Genomic DNA, 21,986 nt, shown 5'->3' with positions numbered 1-21,986 from the left:
TACATGGCTCGTCGTACGCCTTCTCAATTGAATATGCTGCTCGCCGTCGATAAGCCGGTGGGCTGCACGTCCCATGACGTGGTCTCGCAATGCCGACGCGCTCTCCATGAGCGGCGCGTCGGCCATGCCGGTACGCTCGACCCCATGGCATCGGGTGTCATGGTTGTGGGCGTGGGTCAGGCCACCCGTTTGCTGGGTATGCTCACGCTCAATACGAAAAACTACGTCGCCGACATTTCGTTTGGCTCTGAGACCAATACCGATGATGCGGAGGGCGAGGCGGTCCGCACGGTGGCTGTTGCCGACGAGCTCCGCGATCCTGCCTATGCGCGTGAGCGCTTGGCCGCCATGCTGGGTCCGCAGATGCAGGTGCCGCCGGCGTTTTCGGCTATCTCGGTCAATGGCGTTCGCGCCTACAAGTCTGCTCGCGAGGGCAATGCGGTGGACCTACCTCCGCGCCCCGTCGAGGTCTATGCCGCCGACCTGATCGCCGTGGGCGGCGAGGGTGATACGTGTGTGTGGACCGTGGCGTTTTCGGTAAGCAAGGGCACCTATATCCGTGCGCTCGCTCGCGACTTGGGCCGCGCCTGCGAGAGCGCCGCGCGCATTTCCGCGCTGCGCCGCACGGCCTCCGGTGTTGTTTCCATTGGCGCTTGTCATGCGGTCGAGGAGCTTTCTCCCGAGTCCGCGGCTGGCTTTGCCCTGGATCCCATTGCGGCCCTGGGCGCCACACGTGTTGACTTGCCGGGCAATCTTGCCGACGACCTGCTCTGCGGCCGACGCATTCCCGTTGAGCGTGCGCTTGCCGATTTCGATGCCTCGAAGGCGCCGTTTGCGTTGGTGCTCGATGGGGGACTCAAGGCGCTCGCCCGCATTGAGGGCGGCCGCTTTGTCATGGAGCACGTGTTTCCGCAGGCAATCGGCGGTGTTCGATGATGTTGTCCGTTCGCGAGCTCGCGCGTATCTTTTTCGCGGGCGAGTCGGACGAGGCTCGCATCGTTACTGCCGATGTGTTTGATAAGTGTGAGCACCTGGGTGCCGCATCGATTGCCATCGGCGTGTTCGACGGCGTTCACCGTGGACACCAGGAGCTCATTGCGGCGCTTGTCCGTGATGCCCGTGCCCATGGCTGCAAGGCGGTCGTAGTTACCTTCGATCCCGACCCGGACGTCGTGGTGAGCCCTTCGCCCGCTCAAAAATTGATGACGACGGCCGACCGTCTGCATGCCCTGGCTCAAACTGGGGTCGATGCGGTGGTGGCCGTTCCCTTTACGCCTGAGGTTGCGGCGCTTGACCATGTTGATTTTCTCTCGCTGGTGTCGCGTCTGGTCGACATTCGATCGATTCGCGTTGGCAGTGACTTTAGGCTGGGTCGTGGCGGTGCTTCTGGTGTTGCCGAGATGCGCTCCTGGGGTTCCGAGCACGGCGTTGACGTGTATGGTCACGACCTGCTTTGCGAGGGCGGTGAGGCCATTTGCGCCACCCGCATTCGTCATGAGCTGGGACAGGGCCATGTGGAGCTTGCTGCTGGGTTACTCGGCCGTCCGTATATGGTGCGTGGCGGTGTTATTCGCGGCCGTCACGAGGGTTCTGGCATGGGCTTTCCCACGGCAAACTTGCAGGTTCCCGACGGCATTCAGGTGCCAGCCGATGGCGTGTATGAGGGTCTGGTGCTGGTCGATGACACCGCGTGGCCCGCTGCTGTGAACGTCGGCCTGCCGCCAACGTATGCTGACGATGCGGCATCTGCGCATCTCGAGGCTAATTTAATTGGTTATACGGGCGACCTGTACGGCGCTTCCGTTTCGCTGGCGTTTACGCGCTGGCTGCGTCCCTCGCGTGTGTTCGATTCGCTGGATGAGTTGATCGCGACCGTCGAGGGTAATATCGAGGATATTCGTCACAACTTGGGCGATCAGGGGGTGAGCATCCGTGATTAGCGATGAGGAAAAAGACCAGGTACGCGCTGCGTCTGACCTGGTTGCCATCGTGCAGGAAACGGTCGAGCTCAAGCCTCGCGGCCATGAGTTTTGGGGATGCTGCCCCTTCCATGGCGAGAAGACGCCGTCCTTCCACATTATCCCCGCCACGCAGGTGTGGCATTGCTTTGGTTGCGGCGAGGGTGGCGACGTTTTCACGTATATCATGAAGCGCGAGAACCTGAGCTTTCCCGAGTCAATCCGTTACTTGGCCGATCGCGCGGGTATTGAGCTGCATGACACCGGAGATCGCCGCGAGCGCGGCACCAAGCGTGCCCGCATCTACGATCTGTGCGCCGAGACCGCCCAGTTCTACCACACCATGCTCATGCGCGGTAAGGACGGCCGTCCGCGCGAGTACTTTGCCAGCCGCGGCATGGGCGGCGACGTCTGCCGCCGCTACTGCCTGGGCTTTGCACCGGGCCGTAACGCGCTGGTGTCGCACCTGTCCCAGGCGGGTTTTACCCCGCAGGAGATGATCGACGCCAACGTTGCCGTGAGTCGCGGGCGCGGGCAGCTTGCCGACCGCTTTTACGACCGCGTGATGTTCCCCATCTTTGACGAGCAGGGTCACAACATTGCCTTTGGCGGTCGCATTATGGGCGACGGCCAGCCTAAGTATCTCAACACCGCCGAGACGAGCGTGTTTCATAAAAAGCGAAACCTCTACGGCTTTAATTGGGCCAAGGAGTTTATCGTCGCGCAGGATACCGCCATCGTGGTAGAGGGCTATACCGATTGCATCGCCTGCTGGGAGGCGGGGATTAAAAACGTTGTTGCCACGCTGGGCACCGCCCTCACGGAGCACCACGTCAAGACGCTCACTCGCTTTGCCAAGCGCATCGTGTATATGTTCGACGGCGATGCAGCGGGCCAGAAGGCCGCCCGTCGCGCGATTCAGTTTATCGAGCAGGATTCCATGGACCTGCGCTGCGTGGTGCTCCCCGACGGCAACGACCCCATGGAGTTCATCACCGCACATGGTGGCGAGGCACTGCAGACGCGCATCGACGCTGCCGAGCCGCTTATGGACTTTGTCTACCGTTCGCTGCAGGAGTCGAGTGACATCACCACGCCGGGCGGTCGCGCTAAGGCGCTGGAAGATGCGCTGACGCTTATCTATCCGTTGCGCAACAGCTATATGATCGACACGTACTTTATCCAGATTGCCGATCTGCTGGGTTTGGATCTGGAGGCGGTGCGCGCGAGCTCGGGTCGTGTGTTTCGCGATGTCGCCAAGCGCGAGGATGCGGAACGACGTCGTGAGCAGAACTATGAGCGCCAACGGGCACAGACTGAGCGGTCCGGTAGCGCGGGCGGTCGGGCGTCGGGTTCTCGCGATGCCGGTCGCGGTGCTTGGGCATCGGGCGCGACGCCGCCGGTGTCCGCGCCGGTCGAAGAAGAGCCGTACGACTACGTCCCGCTCGATGCCTACGGCGCCGCGCCCGTGGAGGTCGTCGACGACCTGCCGCCGATCGATGTGCCTGATGGTATGGGCGCTGTGCCTGTGGCTGACGGTTCGGGCGCACCGGCTGCGGCGGCGCCGATGGTTCTTACCGATCTTGAACGCAAGTCCTTGGCAGGGGAGCGCGAGCTGTTGACGATGCTCACGAGCTACCCCGACCTGTTCCGCACGTATGCCGACCGCATCTGCTCCATCGAGTGGGTTGACCCGCGTCACGAGTCCATTGCATGGGCCGTTCTGGCAACGCCGCCGGGAACCGATCCTGCAGCCTGCATGGATGCGGCGCGCTCAGTGTGTCCCGATGCGGCAACGCTTGTGAGTGCCGGGCGCATCTCCGCGACGAGCAAGCACCCCACCGAGACGAACATCGTGTTTATGCTTGATACGCTTGAGCTCTACACCATCAAGCGTCGCATGCGTGCCGCACAGGCCAAGCTGCGCCAGGACCGTTCACTCGATGATGAGGCCCGTCGCGCGCTGACCGTGCAGGCCGCGCAGGATTCGCAACGTCAACGCGAACTGCAAAAGTCGATCGGCGGCGTGGCGGACCCGTTCCGTTTGATCGGCCTGGAGGCCGCGGGCACCGAACAAGCCTAGATGTTGTGGTCAACCAGCGTATTCTCGCCTATATCCAGTCTTCTTTTTGGGTATAGACGTCAATGTGTGTGCTAAAGTATTGAGTCCTGTGGACTATGAAGGGAGAATCTGTGCCAAAAAAGACTGAGAGCACGGGTACTGGGCTGGAATCCTACGTTGCAAAGCTCATGGGCAACGGCTCAAACAGGACTTCGGTAACCGAGGACGAGATTCAGGTCGCCCTGAAGGATATCGATGTTTCTGACGAGCAGCTCACCGCGGTGTATTCCGCGCTGCGCAACAGCGGCATCCAGATTATCTCCGCGAGCGGTAACGACGACGCCCCCATGGGTGTCGACGATGACGATACCGATACCGATACCGATACCGACGATTTCGATGACGACGACGAGCACGATTCCGGCTCGCTCGACGATCACGAGCTCAAGATGGCCCGTCAGGCCGACGCTGAGATGGGTTCTTCCAAGAACAAGAAGAAGCGCACCGTGCGCACGTCCCGTTCACGCTCCCGCGTGCGTGGCATCGATGCCTCCACGGTGATGCTGACCGGCGACCCGGTCCGTATGTACCTCAAGGAGATCGGCAAGGTCGACCTGTTGACCGCCTCCGAAGAGGTCGATCTGGCTATGAAGATCGAGGCCGGTCTCGAGGCTACCGAGAAGCTCGAGGCTGCCGATGCTGGTGAGCTCGAACTCACGCGTGCCGAGATGCGTCGTCTTACGCGCATTGAGAACGTGGGCCTCGAAGCCAAGCAGGCGCTCATCAGCGCAAACCTTCGTCTGGTCGTCTCCATCGCCAAGCGCTATGTCGGTCGCGGCATGCTGTTCCTCGACCTGATTCAGGAGGGCAACCTCGGTCTGATCCGCGCCGTCGAGAAGTTCGACTACCAGAAGGGCTTTAAGTTCTCCACGTACGCCACGTGGTGGATCCGTCAGGCCATTACGCGCGCTATCGCCGACCAGGCCCGTACCATCCGTATTCCCGTGCACATGGTCGAGACTATCAACAAACTCGTCCGCGTGCAGCGTCAGCTCCTTCAGGACCTGGGCCGCGACCCGACCCCCGAAGAGATCGGTGCCGAGATGGACATGAGCGCCGACCGCGTCCGCGAGATCCAGAAGATCTCGCAGGAGCCCGTGTCGCTCGAGACCCCCATCGGCGAGGAAGAGGATTCCCAGCTGGGCGACTTCATCGAGGACTCCCAGGCTATCGTTCCGCCCGATGCGGCCAGCTTCTCTATGCTGCAGGAGCAGCTCACCCAGGTGCTCGATTCGCTTGCCGATCGTGAGCGCAAGGTTATCGAACTGCGCTTTGGCCTTGTCGACGGACATCCCCGCACGCTCGAGGAAGTCGGTCGTGAGTTTGGCGTCACGCGCGAGCGCATCCGCCAGATCGAGTCCAAGACCCTGGCCAAGCTCCGCCATCCCAGCCGTAGCAGCAAGCTGAAGGACTATATCGAGAGCTAGTCAAGCAAGAGGCGCCCTCAAGCACATTCGCTTGGGGGCGCTTTCATGTAGTCGTTGGGGACGTTCTTGAATGACTAGTCGTTTAAGAACGTCCCCAATGATTAGGTCGGAAAATTTCTTAAAAAAGTTCTTGCCCTAAGCTGATTCGTCCGTATAATAAACTTCGTTGCTTGAGAGCACGCACCTATTCCTCGGTAGCTCAATGGTAGAGCACGCGGCTGTTAACCGCGCTGTTGTAGGTTCGAGTCCTACCCGGGGAGCCAGAATTTTCCAGCCCTTTCTGTTGGGCTTTAAATTCCTCGGTAGCTCAATGGTAGAGCACGCGGCTGTTAACCGCGCTGTTGTAGGTTCGAGTCCTACCCGGGGAGCCAGAATTTTCCAGCCCTTTCTGTTGGGCTTTAAATTCCTCGGTAGCTCAATGGTAGAGCACGCGGCTGTTAACCGCGCTGTTGTAGGTTCGAGTCCTACCCGGGGAGCCAGGTTACAAAACCCGTCGCATATGCGGCGGGTTTTTTCATGCCGCGATCGCCGTTCGCGAACGTTACCGTATCAACATTTCGTGTCGAGGATGTAATCCCGAGGCCCGCCACCTCAACATGGCGCGGTCGTTGTAGAATAATGCAATGATTGCTCCCACGACATGGTGCCGCGAGCACCAAGAAAAGGAGATTCTTGTGTCTGAGACCATTAACGGCAGCCTGAGCGTCTCGAACGACGTTATTGCCGATATTGCCGGTTATGCCGCGATGACGTGCTATGGCGTTGTCGGTATGGCTGAGCAGCTCCAGGGCGCCGAGAGTGTGCGCCTGCTTGCCGGTCAGCGCCTCCGCAAGGGCGTGCTTGTCTCCGCCGACGAGAACGGCCTTACGGTCGATCTTCACGTCGTGCTCGAGAACGGCGTCAACATGAAGTCCGTCTGCCACAATCTTTCGAGCTCCGTTGCCTTCACCCTGCAGGAGATCGCCCAGATCGATCCCGCCAGCCTTAAGATCGGCATCCATATCGACGCGCTCAAGAGCCGTCTGAACTAGCATCCGAAAACGGAGATTCAAATACCCATGATTGCAAAGACCATTCGCACCTGTTTTCCGATCGCTGCGGCTGCCGTTTCCGACAAGGCCGAGGAGATCAACAAGCTCAACGTCTTCCCCGTACCCGACGGCGACACCGGTACCAACATGTCGCTCACGCTTGCCTCGGTGACCAAGGAGCTCTCCGCCCTTCCTGCCGATGCCGATATGGAGGCCATCGCCGGCGCCATCACCCACGGCTCCCTGATGGGTGCCCGCGGTAACTCTGGCGTTATCACGTCGCAGATTCTGCGCGGCGTGGCCGAGGGCCTTGTCTCTGCCGACGAGCCTATTACGTCCGCCAACATTGCCTTCGCCTTCCGTCGTGCCGTCAAGGTTGCCTTCCAGGCTGTCCGCAAGCCCATCGAGGGCACGATCCTCACGGTCCTGCGCGATGTCTCGACCAAGGCCGATGAGTGCGAGAAGAAGAAGTTCTCGGCTGAGGATGCGCTCGATGCCATCGTCGTTGAGGCGTACCAGTCCGTCGCCCGCACACCCGACCTGTTGCCCGTTCTGAAGGAGAACGGCGTGGTCGACTCCGGCGCCTTTGGCTTTGCCATCTTCCTGGAGAACTTTGTTGCCGCTGCGCTCGGCCGCAGCACCGTTGTCGAGGATTTCTCCGCCACGTTTGACTCCGCCGGCTCTGCCCGCGATGCGGCCCTCGGTCGTGTTGAGATCGAGGCTAACGACGACTGGGAGGGCTCGGAGTTCCGCTACTGCAACGAGTTCCTCTTTAAGGCCGACGCCCCGTTTGACGAGGACGAGTGCCTTAAGTTCCTAGGCTCCATGGGCGACTGTGAGCTGCTCGTGGGCGCCTATCCCGACTACAAGATCCATGTGCACTCCAACACCCCCAACCTGGTGCTCGAGCACATGCTGCAGCTCGGTCAGATCTATGAGGTCTTTATCCACAACATGGAGATGGAGGCCCACGACCGTACCGCCAAGATCCACGAGGATCAGGAAAAGGCCGCCGAGCCCGCCAAGGCGCTGGGCTTTGTCGCCGTTGCCGCCGGTTCCGGCGAGGCTGACATCCTCAAGTCCCTTGGCGTCGACGTGGTCGTCTCCGGTGGCCAGACTATGAATCCCTCGACCGCCGACCTGCTGGGCGCGGTGGACCAGGTCAACGCGACCTCGGTCATCATCCTGCCCAATAACGGCAACATCCGCATGGCTGCCGAGGCTGCCGCTTCTGCCTGCACGGACAAGAAGGTTGCCGTTGTTCCCACCAAGACCGTTCCGCAGGCGTTCTCCGCGCTGTTCGCGGTCCTGCCCGATTCCGAGCTCGAGGACGCCGTCGCCGCCATGGTCGACGCCATCAGCGAGGTTCGCGATGGCGAGGTCACCCGCGCCGTGCGCGACTCCAGCGCATCTGATGGCTCGCCGATTCACTCCGGTGACGTCATGGGTATCATCGCCGGCTCCATCGACGTGGTCGGCTCCGACGTGAAACAGGTCACGCTCGACTGCATCAACCGCATGCAGGAGGAAGAGGAGGGCGACGCGCTGACGATTCTGGCCGGCGAGGAGCTGTCCGATGAGGCCTTCCAGGAGATCGTCGACGCCATCGAGGAGGCTCAGCCCGATCTGGAGATCGACGCCCATCGTGGCGAGCAGCCGCTCTATCCCGTGATCTTCTCGATCGAGTAGGCAACTGCCCATGTCCGAGCTGTGCTCCGTGCCGCGCGTCTCGGAGCGCTTTGCCCAGAGCAATGCGCTCGACGAGGATATCGCGCGACTCAAATATGTTTCGGGTAAACGTGAGGAGGCCCTTCGCCGTCTGGGAATTCGGACGGTGGGGGACCTCCTTCTCCATATCCCTCATCGATACCTCGACTTTACCCGTTCTTGGTCTATCGAGATGGCGCCCATCGGTACCGTGTGCACCATCGTCGCCACGGTCGACCGTATCGTCAAAAAGCAGCCGCGTCCGCGCATGCAGGTGACTGAGGTCTCACTTGTTGACGAGACGGGCGTGCTGCAGGTCGCCTTTTTCCGCCAGCCCTGGATTGCTCAGCAGCTTAAGCAGGGCGACCGCCTGGCCGTGATGGGCAAGGTCGAGTTTGCCTACGGCTTTAAACAGATGGCCTCGCCCCACTTTGAAAAGCTCGAGGACAGGCGCGCCGCAGGCACCATTCTGCCGGTCCATTACGTGAGCGATGGCGTGAGCCAGGCGTGGATGCGCCGCATCGTAAGCGGCGCGCTCGAGGTCGTCGGCAATCCGTTCGATCCGATTCCCGCGCCGCTGCGCGCAAAGCGGAAGCTCATGAGCAATGCCCGCGCGTTGCGTTCGATCCACTTTCCCTCGAGCATGGCTGAGCGCGACATCGCACGCCGGCGTCTTGCCTACGAGGAGTGCCTCTACCTGCAGCTGGCGCTGCGTCTGCGCAACGACGGTGGCCTGGTCGATGTGGTGCCCTATGCCCACACCGCGGGCGAGCATCTGGGCGCGCTTAAACAGGCCCTTCCGTTTTCGCTGAGCGACGAGCAGGAGGCCGCATTCCAAGACATCCTGCATGACATGTGCGATGGCGGGCGCGTGATGAACCGTCTGCTGCTGGGCGATGTCGGTACCGGTAAGACCGCCGTTGCCGCCTGCGCGCTAGCTGTGGCTGCCGATAGCGGCACGCAGGCCTGCGTTATGGCGCCCACGGGCGTGCTGGCGCGCCAATATGCCGATAAGACCGGCCCTCTGCTCTCGCAGGCCGGCATGTCCTGGGCGCTTCTGACGGGTGCCACGCCGGCCGCAGAGCGCGAGCGCATCCATGCACAGCTGGAATCAGGCGAGCTCGACGTCCTCTTTGGAACCCACGCGGTCCTTTCGGATAACGTTGCGTTCAAGCATCTGTCGCTCGTGGTCATCGATGAGCAGCACCGGTTTGGCGTCGGCCAACGCAACGCCCTGCGCGCGAAGGGCCCCGGTGCCGATCTGCTCGTTATGACGGCAACGCCCATCCCGCGTACGCTGGCGCTTTCGGTCTACGGCGATCTGGACACGAGTATCATCCGTCATCGGCCTGTCCCCGGCGCTGGCGTGACGACACGCGTGCTCACCGAGTCGAGCCGTGACCTCGCCTATGGCGTCATCCGCGAGGCGCATGAAAAGGGTCAGCAGGCCTACGTGATTTGCCCACTCGTGGAGCCGAGTGACTCGGCCGATGAGCTGGAAGACGTGCCCGGTATTGCCCGCGACGATGAGGGCCGCGTAACCGTACCCGTGCCGCTGCACGATACGGCGACCGAGCTCGATCGCCTGCGTCTGGCGTTGCCGGGGCTTACCGTCGAGCGCCTTCACGGCCGCATGCCGGCGGGGGAGAAGGACCAGGTTATCGATGCCTTCAAGCGTGGCGAGATTGACGTGCTCGTCTCGACTACGGTGGTCGAGGTGGGCGTCGATGTGCCTAACGCCACCGTCATGGTCATCGAGAACGGCGAGCGCTTTGGATTGGCTGCCCTGCACCAGCTGCGCGGCCGCGTGGGCCGTGGCAGTGTGTCGGGCACGTGCCTGGTCATGACGCACTCCAAGGGCAACGGCGGCGCGTCCGCAGCACAAGATCGCCTGCAATCGCTCGAAAAAACCGCGGATGGCTTTACGCTCGCCCAGATGGACCTGCGTCTGCGTCACGAGGGCGAAATCCTGGGTTATCGCCAGCATGGCGGTGTGACTCTGCGCTTTGTCGACCTGGATGCCGACGAGGAACTAATCGAGTGGGCCCATTTGGACGCGGTCGAGCTCTTGCGGTATGCTTGCACCCTTGACTCCGTGGCGACGCGCCCCCTGCGCGATGCGGTCGCCATGCGATATCGACATATTTTTAAGGAGGTCAGCGGAGGATGAGAATCATCGGCGGCGAATGGCGCGGTCGTAAGATCGAGGAGCCCCGTGGTCGCGATGTCACCCGCCCCACGACTGATCGCGTGCGTGAGGCGTGCGCATCTATGGTCATGTCGGCATTCGACTTCGATCTGGACGAGGTCCGCGTGCTGGACGCCTTTGGCGGCTCCGGCGCCTTAGGGTTAGAGATGCTCTCTCGTGGGGCCCGCTCGCTCACGACGTTTGAGATCGATCGCAACGCCGCGCGGCTCATTAGCAAGAATATCGAGTCGCTCTGCCGTGACCGTGCGCGTTGGCGCGTGGTCACGGGCGACATGCTGGTGAGTGCCTCGCGCGGTCGTGTACCAGGCGGCCCCTTTGATCTGGTCCTGCTCGACCCGCCCTATGCTTTTGGTGCCGAGCCGGTCGAGGAGCTGCTGCAGGACCTGGCTCAGCAGGGTATGCTTGCGTCTGGCGCTTACGCCCTGTTTGAGCATGCCGCCGCCGATGCGGGCGCGCATCCGGCAGGCTTTGAGACTGTACGTGAGAAGCGCTACGGCATTACCTCGGTCGACCTGCTCCGTTGGGTCGGCGATAGCAAGGACGGCGGCACTGATGCTAACGAAAATGACGAGGCAGTATCCCCGGAGGACGCCCATGAGTGACACTATTAATCGCGTGATCGTCCCGGGCACCTTCGATCCCATCACGTTTGGCCATATCGATGTGATCCGCCGCGCCCGCCGCATCTTTCCCAGCGTGATCGTCGCCGTGGCCGAGTCGCAGGGTAAAAACGGTGTGGGCACCACGTTTATGCTCGATGAGCGCGTGGCGCTGGCCCGCGAGGCGCTCGGTGATATCGACGGCGTCGAGGTCCTGCCCTTTACCGGCCTCTTGGTCGACTTCGCTCGTGAGCAGGGGGCGGGGGCCGTGGTCAAGGGTCTGCGCGCCATGACCGACTTTGAGTATGAGCTGCAGCAGGCCGACCTTAACTATCGCCTGGATAGCGAGCTGGAGTCCATCTTTGTCATGAGCGCGCCGCAGTACGGCTATATCTCGAGCTCGGTTGTTCGCCAGATCGCCTCGCTCGGTAGTGACGTATCGACGTTTGTCCCGCCCAACGTGGTCGAAGCGCTCAAACATCGCTTTTCGTGACGTTTCTTATTGCCTGGTGGCATGTGGTAAACTAGCACGATGATATGTTACCTATGAAAGGAGACCGGATGCCGGGCGAGAATTTTCCTGGCGATAGGATCGTCAGCTTGGTCGATGAGCTCGAAGGGCTGATCGAGGAAGCCAAGCCGCCTTTCGGCAAGAACGCTCAGTTCAAGGTCATCGACGCCGACGTGTTCTTCAACATCCTCGACGAGATCCGCATGAGCTATCCCGAGGAGTGGCAGAAGTCCCGCCGTATCCTTAAGGAGCGCGAGGAGCTCATGGCTTCCGCCGCCGCTCAGGCCGATTCCATCATCGCTGACGCTCAGCAGCAGGCCCTCACCATTGCCGGTGAGCAGGAAATCGTCCGCCTTGCGCAGCAGCAGGCCGACGACATCCGCGATCGTGCCCAGCAGTACGAGCGCGAGACGCGTTATGCTGCCGAGGACTATGCAGAGCAGGTCTTTACGCACCTGGAGGAGAACCTCAAGAGCCTGACCGGCACCGTTACCCGTTGCCGTCAGCAGCTCAACGAGGGTGCCGCCCAACAGAATGGTCAGTGGTAATGGCTGAGTTCCCGAGCGTTACCGTCGATCTTTCCGAGCAGCTCGAGTTTCCTGGAGATTCGTATCCGCTGACCGGTAAGGTCGATGTCGCCACCTACACGGTGGGCGAGAAGGAGTACCAGCTTCAGGACGGCATCGACTACGACGTTGTCTTTACCAATGCCGGTACCGGTGTCTTGCTCACGGGCATGGTCCGCGCGCACGCCACCGGCGAGTGCGACCGTTGCCTGGAGCCCGCCTCGTTTGATATCGCCGGCGAGATCGAGGAGTTCTACCTCTTTGAGGAGCCCGAGGATCCCGAGGCCTACGAGGACGGCTACGAGTTCCTGGGTGAGGACCGTCTAGTCGATCTGGGTGAGCCCATCAATGACGCGGTCGTTATGGACACGCCGTTTGTAGTGCTCTGCAAGCCCGATTGCCGTGGTCTGTGCCCCACTTGCGGTTGCAATCTCAACGTCGAGCAATGCGATTGCGCCGCCCAGGCAGAGGCGGAATGGGCCGCTGCCACGGAAAATCCATTTGCAGCATTGAAGAATCTCAAGCTCGATGAGTAAAACTGTGGTAGTATCGCTACTTGCGCGTAATCGCCACACTGGATAGTTCATAAGGAAGGTCACTATGCCCGTACCTAAACAAAAGCAGGGTCGTATCCGCACTCACACCCGTCGTTCCGCCAACATGAAGATCTCGGCTGCGGCTCAGTCCACGTGCCCCCGTTGCGGCGCTGTCAAGCTTCCGCACCACGTGTGCCCCAGCTGCGGTTTCTACAAGGACCGCGAGGTTATCGTTACCGAGTAACGGTATACTCTGGATGCGATGCCGTTCCAAATGGAACCTCAATGGCCGGCTCAATGAGTCGGCCATTTTTGTATAAGGAGCATGTATATGAGTAACGTTCGCGTTTGTGTAGACGTTGTGGGTGGAGACGAGAAACCTCAGGTCGTTCTCGATGGTATCGAGGCTGCACTTGCCGCCGATCCCGATATCGAGGTCTTGGCAGCTGGCCCCGCCGAAATCGTCAATCCCTTTGCTGCTTCCCACGCACGTGTTGAGGCCCTTGAGGCACCCGACGTTATCGCCATGGATGACGATCCCATTCGCGCCGTGATGACCAAACGCAAGTCTTCGATCGTGCTGTCGTGCCGCGCCATCAAGAAGGGAAATGCGGACGCGTTTTTCTCCGCCGGCTCCACCGGCGCCATGACCGCCGCTGCGACCGCCTACGTCACGCCGTTTAGATATATGGCCGAAGGTAAGAAGCAGCCGGTGCGTCCCTGTCTGACCAATGCGCTGCCCAATCGCGCCGGCGGTCTGACGGTGCTGTGCGATATGGGCGCCAACCCCGATGTCGAGGTCGATGACATGGTGCGTTTTGCTCAGATGGGTAGCGCCTATGCTCGCGTCGTCCTGGGCATCGAGCATCCCCGCGTGGGCCTGCTTGCTAACGGCACCGAGGACGAGAAGGGCTCCAACTTTACCAAGGCCTGCTTCCCGGCCATGAAAGCCGCCGTTCCCGGCTTTGTTGGTAACTGCGAGGGAACGGACATCACCTCCGGTAACTTCGATGTCGTCGTTGCCGATGGCATGTCGGGCAATATTGCGCTCAAGGCCACCGAGGGCGCTGCCAAGTTTTTGCTGCAGGAACTCAAGGGTGCCTTTATGTCTTCGCTTGGCACCAAGATCGCCGCGCTGCTCATTAAAAAGCAGATGCGCGAGATAAAGGCCAAGCTATCGGGCGACGCCAAGGGCGGCGCGATTCTTTTGGGCCTGCGCGGCGTGGTCTTGATCGGCCATGGCGCCACCTCGGTCGAGGCTGTTAAAAACGGTACGCTCGCGGCGGCCGAAGCCGTGCGCGCCGGGCTGGTCGAGAACGTCGCCAACTCCATGGACGGTATCGTTTTATAACACCGGCGTTATGCGCCTCGGGGCGTGCTTCGTGGGGTAGAATCAGAACCGTGTCTTGGTACCGCCCGGGCGGTACCATTCTTTTGGTATTCATGCACTATGAGAGGAAGCGCTATGGACCGCTCCGAAATCTTCGACAAGATCGCCGAGGTCGCTGCTGACGTTCTGGGCGTCGATGTTGCCGAAATTAGCGATGAGACCACCTTTGACGACCTCGATGCCAACTCGCTCGAGCGCCTGCAGCTGGTTACGGCTATCGAGGACGAGTTCAACCTCGAGATCGATGACGAGACTCTGCTCTCGCTCAACTCTGTCGCCGACGCCGTCGACGCGATCGAAAATGCCAGGGAGGCCTAGGTCTTGGCTTTGTCTGAACGACTTACGCGTGCCCAGGAAATTCTGGGCCACGAGTTCAATAATAAGGTGCTGCTGCGCGCGGCCCTTACGCATCCCTCGGCAGTCGAGGGCCAGCCGGTTTCTGCCAGCTATGAGCGCCTTGAGTTCTTGGGCGATTCCATTTTGGGCGCTGTGGTCGCACGCTCCCTGTTTGAGTCCTATCCGGAGTTTGACGAGGGCAAGCTCACGCGCCTGAAGGTGTCGCTTGTCTCGGGCGCTACGCTGTCCGAGGTTTCTCACGAGCTGGGCATCGACGACATCATCATCTTTGGTGCCTCCGAGACCGGTACCGGTGCGCGCGGCCTGCATTCGGCCCTCGAGAACGTCTATGAGTCGCTCGTGGGCGCGCTGTACCTGGATGCCGGCTGGGATGCCGCGGCAGAGTTCATTCACCGTACGCTTAAGCCGCATTTGGCTTCCGAGCGTGCCGAGCATCCTGCGAACCCCAAGTCGTTTTTGCAGGAGTGCGTGCAAGCCGACGGTCACGAATCCCCGGCGTACAAGCTCGTTGGCTCCGAGGGCCCGGCACATGCGCCCACCTTTACCGCCGTGGTTTTGATCGATGGTATTCGCCAGGGTCGCGGCTCCGGCTCCTCAAAGAAGGAAGCCGAGGGAGCCGCCGCGCTCGAAGCGCTCGACCGCATGGGTTACACCACCAACGGCGTGATTCTGAACAAGAAGCACGTGTAAGCGAGGAACCGTGTATCTCAAGTCCCTCACGCTCAAAGGGTTCAAGTCGTTTGCCGACCGCGCCCATATGACGTTTGAGCCGGGCCTGACCGTCATCGTCGGTCCCAACGGCTCGGGAAAATCGAACATCTCTGACTCGATTCTGTGGGTCCTGGGCGAGCAGAGCGCCAAGCAGCTGCGCGGCCAGGCCATGGAGGACGTCATCTTCTCGGGCTCGTCAGCGCGCAAGCCGGTGGGTGTCGCCGAGGTCACGCTGGTGCTCGATAACTCGGACCATATGCTGCCCGTCGATTTTGACGAGGTCGCCATCACCCGTCGCATGTATCGCTCGGGTGAAAGCGAGTACCTCATCAACTCGAGTCCGTGCCGCCTGATGGACATTCAGGACATCCTGCACGATTCGGGCCTGGGCAAGGATACGCATTCCATCATCAGCCAGGGCAAACTCGACGCCATTTTGCAGAGCCGCCCCGAGGAACGCCGTGCCCTCATCGAGGAGGCCGCCGGCATCTCCAAGCACAAGCGCCGCAAGGAGCGTGCGCTCAAAAAGATTAAGTCGATGGACGAGCACCTGACGCGTGCCCGCGACATCAATAAGGAAATCGCCCGTCAGCTGCGACCGTTGGAGCGTCAGGTCGATCGCGCGCGCAAGTACAAAGAGCTGTCCTCGCGCGCGAACGAGCTTACGCAGATGCTAGCCGTCGACGAGCTGCGTTCGCTGCAGTCGCAGTGGAATGACTTGGAGAGCCGTTCCAAGGAAGGTGCCGCCGAGCTGGAGCTTGCGCAGTACCGCTTGGGCGAAAAGGAGCGCGAGCTCGAGAAGCTTCAGGTCATGCTCGAGGAAAAGGGCCTGTTTGTGGGCGACCTGGGCGAGCAGCGCCGTCATATGCAAGATGTGGTCGGCCGCATTAACTCCGACATGCGCCTGCTCGAGGAAAAGGGCCACAACATGGTGTCGCGCCTGTCTGACATGCGCGGGCAGATTTCGAGCTCCGAGCATCAGCGACGTCGCGTGGTCGAGGAGCTCGAGGACGCGCGTGCGCAGCTTGAGGAAGTGACCGGTGCGCACATGCAGGCCCAGGAGGACGTTGACGCCGCTGGTCCTGCCGCCGCCGAGCTCCACGAGCGGCGCGTGGCGCTCGACAATCAGATTTCGCAGCTTACGCGTGAGCAACGCGATGTGCAGCGCGTAGCCGATAACGCCGCGCTCGAGCTCGCCAAGGTGAAGGACTCGCTGAGCAATGCCGAGGTCGAGGACAACATGTATGCTTCGCGCCTGGAGCAGATCGATGAACAGCTCGAGGAGGTCACGGCTTCGCTCGAGAGCCGTCGCGACCGCGCCGAGGAGCTTGAGGGCGCTCTTGAGGAAGCGCGCCAGGCTCAGGTCGATGCGCGTGAGGCCACCGAGACCGCACGCGCGGCCCTGAAGGACCTGCGTGCCCGCGAGAGCGAGGCGCGCAACAAGTTATCCGAGGTGCGCTCGGAGCTTGCCAGCCAAAAGAAACTCGATGCCCGCATGGCCGACAGCTCGCCGCTGGTGAGCCGTCTGGTGGGTGCGCTGGGTGATGATGTCTCTGGTCGTCTGGGCGACGTGCTCGAGGCCCCGCGCGAGCTTGAGGGCTTGGTTGAGCAATTGCTCGCCGGCGATATCGATGCGCTGCTGTTTGACGATACGTCCTCGCTTGAGCGTGCCGGTCGTGCCGCTCTGGACCAGAAGAAGGCCTCGGGCGAGGCGCTGCTGGTGGCGCGCGGCGTGAGCGGCTCTACCGCCGCTGAGGGCGCTGCCGGTACCCGTCTGGTTGATCGTCTGTCCGTTCGCGCAGGGTACGGACCCGTCGTCGAGGCGCTGCTCGGCGGCTATTACGTGGTCGATGACTTGGCTGCCGCGCTGTCGGCGCCTGTCGTTGACGGTGTGACCTATGTGACTCCCGATGGCGCCCGCGTAAGCTGTGGCGGCCTGGTGCGTGTGGGCCTCGATGCCGGCGAGGCGTCGGGTGCCTTGGAGCGCAAGCGTCGTATTCGCGAGTTAGAGGGCCTGGAGCCCGATTTGGCCGCTGTGTTTGAACATGTGTCAGGCCAGGTCGTTGAGGCCAATGCGGCCGTTGAGGAAGCGCGTGCCGCCGAGGGCGATGCCGCCGGCGAGATCGCCCGTCTTGAGGGCGAGCGCCGCTCGCTGCTCTCCGAGATCGGCCGCTTGGAGCAAAGCGCCAACAATGCCGAGGTCGAGCGCGTGCGCATCTCCAAGCGCCGCGAGCAGGCCTCCGAGGCCGTTCGCTCTGCGCGCCCGCGCGTGGACGAGCTCACCCGTTCGCGTGACGAGGCCCGTGCGCATGCAAGCGATCTGGGCTTGCAGATTGCCGAGGCTAACGACGAACTCGACCGCGTTCGCCGTGACGATTCCGAGGCTGCCGGCAAGCTCGCCGACGCCAAGGTTCGCCTAGCCCAGACGAGCGAACGCCTGCGTTCGCTGAAGGGCCGTGTGCCCGACTTGGAGCATCGTCTTGAGGGCATCGACCGTCGTATCCGCGGAACACGCCAGGCTTCGCGCTCGCTCGAGCTGCTGCGCCTGCGCGTCGATCCCATGCACGAACGCTATTCTGCCCTGTTGGAACGCGTGTCGGATTGGGCAGCGCGCCTGCGTGACCAGGCCTCTCTGGAGGAGGCGGACTCCGCTTCGCTCAAGAAGACCATCGAGGATGCCAAGGCCGAGGTCTCCCGCGCTAAGGAGCGGGTCGATACCGCCTCCGCCACGCAAAACGAGTTCAAGGTCGCGCGTGGCAAGCTCGAGGTGCAGGTAGAGGCCGCCATTAAGGCCATTACCGCCGATGGCACCACGGTACTCGAGGAAGCGCTCATGCTTCCGGCGCCCACGGACCGCGATGCCGCCGAGCGCGAACTCAACCAGCTCGTGCGTCAGATCAACAACCTGGGCCCTGTGAACCAGGTTGCCATGGAGGAGTACGAGCAGCTCAAGCGCCGCGCCGATTACATCGAGGAGCAGCTGGCCGATCTGGAGAGCGCGCGCAAGGCGCTCACCAAGATCACGGTGGCCATTGATCGCAAGATGCGGAAGGCCTTCCTGGTGACGTTTGAGAAGGTTGATGCGAACTTCCGCGAGATCTTCGCTATGCTCTTCCCGGGCGGTCAGGCTCATCTGGAGATGACCGATCCCGAGCATCCTGCCGAGACGGGTATCGAGGTCGTGGCGCAGCCGCGCGGCAAGCGCATCACCAAGATGATGCTCATGTCGGGCGGCGAGAAGAGCCTGACGGCGCTCGCCCTGCTCTTTGCCGTGTACCGCACGCGCACGGTGCCGTTCTATGTGCTGGACGAGGTCGAGGCGGCACTCGATGACGCCAACCTGTCCAAGCTCATCGGCGCGCTCGATGTGTTGCGTTCCGATACGCAGCTCTTGGTCATTTCGCATCAGCGCCGTACTATGGAGGACGCTGACGTCCTCTATGGCGTCTCGATGCAAGCCGACGGCGTCAGTCGCGTCGTCTCGCAAAAACTCGATCGCGAAACCGGAAAGGTCGTGAATGCATAATGGGATTCTTCGATGCTCTCTCGCGCGGACTTGAGCGCAGTCGCGAGGCCCTCAACGAGGTCTTTTACTTTGGCGGCGAGGTCGACGAGGATTTTTGGGAGGACCTGGAGGACACCCTCGTCATGGGTGACATGGGCGCCGAGGTCGCCATCAAGGTCTCCGATGACCTGCGCGATGCCGCGGCCAAGAAGAACCTCAAGACCGCCCCGCAACTCCGTCGCGCCCTGGCCGAGCAGCTTGAGCAGCACTTTGTGCCCACCGAGCGCGATCCGTTCTCCGATACGCCGAGCTGCGTGCTGTTTGTGGGCATTAACGGTGCCGGCAAGACCACGACGGTCGGTAAGATCGCGAGCGCCATGGCCGCCCGCGGCAAGAATGTCGTGATCGGCTCTGCCGATACGTTCCGCGCCGCCGCCATCGAGCAGCTCGATGTGTGGGGCCAGCGCGCTGGCGTCCCCGTCATCAAGCGCGAACGCGGCTCCGACCCGGCAAGTGTTTGCTACGACGTGCTCGACGAGGCCGACAAGCGCGGCAGCGACCTGGTGCTTATCGACACTGCCGGTCGTCTGCACACGAGCCCCGAGCTCATGCGCGAGCTTGCCAAGGTGGTTAACGTGACGCGTAAGCGCGCCGCCAATATGGCCGCCGGCCCCATGCCCGTCTCAGTCGTGCTCGTGATCGATGCCGCCACCGGCCAGAACGGTCTGAACCAGGCGCTCGAGTTTAACGAGGCACTGGGCTTGGACGGTATTATCATGACTAAGCTCGACGGCACGGCTAAGGGCGGTATCGCCATGGCCGTGGCCGAGAAGCTCAAGCTCCCGATCCTGCGCGTGGGCGTGGGCGAGCAGGTCGATGACCTGCAGGAGTTCAATGCCAAAGATTTCTGCCGCGCCCTGGTGGGCGAGTCCAATTAAGGAGTGACTAGTGTTTGATTCCCTGAGCGATCGCCTCAACGACACATTTGACCGCCTGCGCGGTAAGGGCAAGCTGACCGAGGCCGATATCACCTCGGCTATGCGCGACATTCGCATGGCGCTGCTCGAGGCCGACGTCAACTTCAAGGTCGTCAAGGAGTTCGTCGCCAAGACCAAGGAGCGCTGCATGACCGCCGAGGTCATGGAGTCGCTGTCGCCAGCGCAAAACGTCGTCAAGATCGTGCTCGACGAGCTCACCGAGATGCTCGGCTCCACAGAGAGCAAGCTCGTCTTTAGTAACCGCATTCCCAATGTCATCATGCTCGTGGGCCTGCAGGGCTCCGGTAAGACCACGGCGGCCGTAAAGCTGGCCTACCTGCTCAAGAAGCAGGGCCGCTCGCCGCTGCTCGCCGCGTGCGACGTCTACCGTCCCGCCGCTGCCGACCAGCTGGCCACGCTTGGCGGAGAGATCGGCGTGCCGGTCTTCCGTGGCGATGGCGAGCACCCGGTTGACATCGCCAAGGGCGCCATCCAGGAGGCCGTTGACCACCTGCGTGACGTGGTCATCGTCGATACCGCCGGTCGTTTGCAGATCGACGAGCAGATGATGCAGGAGGCCGTGGACATCAAGAAGGCCGTCAAGCCTGATCAGGTGCTGATGGTCGTCGATGCCATGACCGGCCAGGATATCGTCAACGTCGTCTCGACCTTCGCCGAGCGCACCGACTTTGACGGCGTGATCATCTCCAAGCTCGACGGCGACGCCCGTGGCGGCGGCGCGCTTTCCGTGCGCCAGGTGACCGGCAAGCCTATCAAGTTCGTGAGCATGGGCGAGAAACCCGATTCGCTGGAGCCGTTCTATCCCGATCGTATGGCCAAGCGAATCTTGGGCATGGGCGATGTTGTCGGCATCATCGAGAAGGCCCAAGAGGCGGCTGACGCAGAGCAGCTCGAGGCCGCCGAGCGCATGCTTCGCGAGGGCTTCACCATGAACGACATGCTCGACCAGATGAAGGCCGTCAAGAAGATGGGCGGCATGAAGGGCATTCTGGGCATGCTCCCCGGTGGCCAGCGTGCGCTTAACCAGATGGGTGGCAACCTGGACGAAGGTATCTTCGATAAGAACGAGGCCATCATCATGTCGATGACCAAGGAGGAGCGCCTTCGCCCCTCCATCATCAACGGCCAGCGCCGTGCCCGCATTGCCAAGGGCGCCGGCGTGACCCCCACCGAGGTCAATAGCCTTATGAAGCAGTGGGGCGAGATGAATAAGATGATGGGCCGCATGCGCACGATGGCCAATCAGGCACAGGCTGGTGGCAAGAAGGGCAAAAAGGGTAAGAAGGGCAAGAAGATGCGCATGCCCAATATTCCCGGCCTGGATGCCATGGGGCTGGGCGGCCTGGGCGGCTTGGGAACGGGCGGCCCCAAGTCTGATATGGATCTGCTGCGCCAGATGGAAGCGCAGATGCGCAATAAGAAGTAACGACTGGTTGAGTCGTGTATGGCGAAGGCCGCCTGGATGGTACTCCAGGCGGCCTTCACCGTTGTGTGGTTTGTTGCGCGAATGGCACGTCTTGGCGCCAGAGCATTTGCCGCTAGTGGCAGCCACAGCCCTCGTGGCCCTCGTTCTCGTGATGGCCGTGGCAACCGCAGGATTCGCCGTGCTCATGGGTGTGCTCGTGGTCATGGCCGTGGCAGCCGCACGTGGCCTCGCCGGTCTGTGCGAGCGTGCCGGCAATGAGTGCCTCGACGCAGGCGTCGCAGCTGCCCTGGGCGCCTGCATAGACCGTGATGCCGGCCTGGGTAAGTGCGTTGATGGCGCCGCCGCCGATACCGCCGCAGATGAGCGTGTCAACGCCACTGTTGGCAAGCAGACCCGCCAATGCACCGTGACCAGTGCCGCCGGTGCCCACGACCTGCTCGTTGAGCACCTTGCCATCCTGGATGTCGTAGATCTTGAACTGTTCGCTGCGGCCAAAGTGCATAAAGATGTTGCTGTTGTCGTACGTCGTTGCCACCCTCACGGTGTCGACCTCCTTTGCTGGCCATGCGGCCGTTGTCGTGGTGATGGGGGAGTACGCGATGTTGCCGCCTTCGATGACGATCGCCCGTCCATTGACCAGCGCGTTTGCCACCTTGCGATGCGCGCGGCTGCAGATTGCCGCCACCGTGGCGCGGGCAATGCCCATGTGCTGGGCGACTGCCTCTTGGTTAAGGCCTTCCAAGTCGCACAGGCGCAGCACTTCGAGCTCGTCGACTGTCATATCGATGGCATCGCCGCTCGCCAGGCCATCGGGGGTAAAACCGCGATATTCGGGGATGATCCCGACGCGGCGCAGTTTCTCGCGTCTTCCTGCCATGTGCACTCCTTATCTGACATATGTCAACAATAGAATAGCGAACGTTCAGATTTGCG

The 21,986-nt window shown here is 61.8% G+C and carries 19 protein-coding genes and 3 tRNA genes; 21 read left to right on the top strand and 1 reads right to left on the bottom strand.

Annotation, left to right across the window (positions count from 1 at the left end; genetic code table 11):
• The first annotated feature begins 3 nt into the window (after positions 1-3).
• The 21 genes from truB (at position 4) to ffh (ending at position 21,053) form a co-directional block, all read left to right on the top strand.
• Complete coding sequence (truB, locus tag PMX70_RS01790) at positions 4-936, top strand: tRNA pseudouridine(55) synthase TruB (protein ID WP_196031844.1); 933 nt, start codon at positions 4-6, stop codon at positions 934-936.
• Positions 933-1,940 (top strand): riboflavin biosynthesis protein RibF, encoded by a 1,008-nt coding sequence (gene ribF / locus PMX70_RS01785; RefSeq protein ID WP_230318654.1) that lies wholly within the window; start codon positions 933-935, stop codon positions 1,938-1,940. Before truB ends, ribF begins: the two co-directional genes overlap by 4 nt.
• Positions 1,933-4,041 (top strand): DNA primase, encoded by a 2,109-nt coding sequence (gene dnaG / locus PMX70_RS01780; protein ID WP_271742644.1) that lies wholly within the window; start codon positions 1,933-1,935, stop codon positions 4,039-4,041. Before ribF ends, dnaG begins: the two co-directional genes overlap by 8 nt.
• Before the next feature lie 110 nt (positions 4,042-4,151).
• Positions 4,152-5,507 carry an RNA polymerase sigma factor RpoD gene (gene rpoD / locus PMX70_RS01775; protein WP_271742642.1) on the top strand — a complete coding sequence of 452 codons (1,356 nt, stop codon included), beginning with the start codon at positions 4,152-4,154 and terminating at the stop codon, positions 5,505-5,507.
• 188 nt (positions 5,508-5,695) lie between these two features.
• Positions 5,696-5,770: transfer RNA gene (locus PMX70_RS01770), tRNA-Asn, on the top strand.
• A 33-nt stretch (positions 5,771-5,803) separates the two neighbouring features.
• A tRNA-Asn gene (locus PMX70_RS01765) sits at positions 5,804-5,878 on the top strand.
• 33 nt (positions 5,879-5,911) lie between these two features.
• Positions 5,912-5,986, top strand: a tRNA-Asn gene (locus PMX70_RS01760).
• A 195-nt stretch (positions 5,987-6,181) separates the two neighbouring features.
• Positions 6,182-6,538: an Asp23/Gls24 family envelope stress response protein gene (locus PMX70_RS01755; protein WP_022093773.1), complete on the top strand. Its 357-nt coding sequence runs from the start codon at positions 6,182-6,184 to the stop codon at positions 6,536-6,538.
• Between the two features lie 27 nt (positions 6,539-6,565).
• Positions 6,566-8,227, top strand: a complete 1,662-nt coding sequence (locus PMX70_RS01750) for a DAK2 domain-containing protein (protein WP_055309525.1) — start codon at positions 6,566-6,568, stop codon at positions 8,225-8,227.
• Positions 8,228-8,237: 10 nt separating this feature from the next.
• A complete protein-coding gene (recG, locus tag PMX70_RS01745) occupies positions 8,238-10,415 on the top strand; it encodes an ATP-dependent DNA helicase RecG (RefSeq protein WP_271742641.1) in 2,178 nt (725 codons plus the stop codon).
• Entirely contained in the window at positions 10,412-11,056 is a 645-nt protein-coding gene (gene rsmD, locus PMX70_RS01740) for a 16S rRNA (guanine(966)-N(2))-methyltransferase RsmD (protein ID WP_196031853.1), read from the top strand. Before recG ends, rsmD begins: the two co-directional genes overlap by 4 nt.
• A complete protein-coding gene (gene coaD, locus PMX70_RS01735) occupies positions 11,049-11,546 on the top strand; it encodes a pantetheine-phosphate adenylyltransferase (RefSeq protein ID WP_271742640.1) in 498 nt (165 codons plus the stop codon). Before rsmD ends, coaD begins: the two co-directional genes overlap by 8 nt.
• 68 nt (positions 11,547-11,614) lie before the next feature.
• Positions 11,615-12,112, top strand: coding sequence for an ATP synthase subunit B family protein (locus PMX70_RS01730; RefSeq protein ID WP_040358176.1), 498 nt, complete (start codon positions 11,615-11,617; stop codon positions 12,110-12,112).
• Positions 12,112-12,666 (top strand): YceD family protein, encoded by a 555-nt coding sequence (locus tag PMX70_RS01725; protein ID WP_271742639.1) that lies wholly within the window; start codon positions 12,112-12,114, stop codon positions 12,664-12,666. Before PMX70_RS01730 ends, PMX70_RS01725 begins: the two co-directional genes overlap by 1 nt.
• Positions 12,667-12,730: 64 nt before the next feature.
• Positions 12,731-12,910 carry a 50S ribosomal protein L32 gene (gene rpmF / locus PMX70_RS01720; RefSeq protein WP_022094017.1) on the top strand — a complete coding sequence of 60 codons (180 nt, stop codon included), beginning with the start codon at positions 12,731-12,733 and terminating at the stop codon, positions 12,908-12,910.
• A gap of 87 nt (positions 12,911-12,997) precedes the next feature.
• Entirely contained in the window at positions 12,998-14,017 is a 1,020-nt protein-coding gene (gene plsX / locus PMX70_RS01715; RefSeq protein ID WP_271742638.1) for a phosphate acyltransferase PlsX, read from the top strand.
• 114 nt (positions 14,018-14,131) lie between these two features.
• Positions 14,132-14,374: an acyl carrier protein gene (locus PMX70_RS01710; protein ID WP_055309519.1), complete on the top strand. Its 243-nt coding sequence runs from the start codon at positions 14,132-14,134 to the stop codon at positions 14,372-14,374.
• A gap of 3 nt (positions 14,375-14,377) precedes the next feature.
• Complete coding sequence (gene rnc / locus PMX70_RS01705) at positions 14,378-15,103, top strand: ribonuclease III (RefSeq protein ID WP_271742637.1); 726 nt, start codon at positions 14,378-14,380, stop codon at positions 15,101-15,103.
• 10 nt (positions 15,104-15,113) lie between these two features.
• Positions 15,114-18,650: a chromosome segregation protein SMC gene (gene smc, locus PMX70_RS01700; protein ID WP_271742636.1), complete on the top strand. Its 3,537-nt coding sequence runs from the start codon at positions 15,114-15,116 to the stop codon at positions 18,648-18,650.
• Positions 18,650-19,567 carry a signal recognition particle-docking protein FtsY gene (gene ftsY, locus PMX70_RS01695; RefSeq protein ID WP_271742635.1) on the top strand — a complete coding sequence of 306 codons (918 nt, stop codon included), beginning with the start codon at positions 18,650-18,652 and terminating at the stop codon, positions 19,565-19,567. Before smc ends, ftsY begins: the two co-directional genes overlap by 1 nt.
• A 10-nt stretch (positions 19,568-19,577) precedes the next feature.
• On the top strand, positions 19,578-21,053 hold the full coding sequence (gene ffh, locus PMX70_RS01690) for a signal recognition particle protein (RefSeq protein ID WP_271742634.1): 1,476 nt from the start codon (positions 19,578-19,580) through the stop codon (positions 21,051-21,053).
• 112 nt (positions 21,054-21,165) lie between these two features.
• Here the strand turns inward: ffh and PMX70_RS01685 are convergent, their stop codons facing one another.
• Entirely contained in the window at positions 21,166-21,930 is a 765-nt protein-coding gene (locus tag PMX70_RS01685; protein ID WP_271742633.1) for a DUF134 domain-containing protein, read from the bottom strand.
• Positions 21,931-21,986 lie beyond the last annotated feature (56 nt).

Source organism: Collinsella aerofaciens, from assembly GCF_028206795.1.
Lineage (GTDB): Bacteria > Actinomycetota > Coriobacteriia > Coriobacteriales > Coriobacteriaceae > Collinsella > Collinsella aerofaciens_AX.
This window is presented reverse-complemented; position numbering and strand designations above follow the sequence as displayed.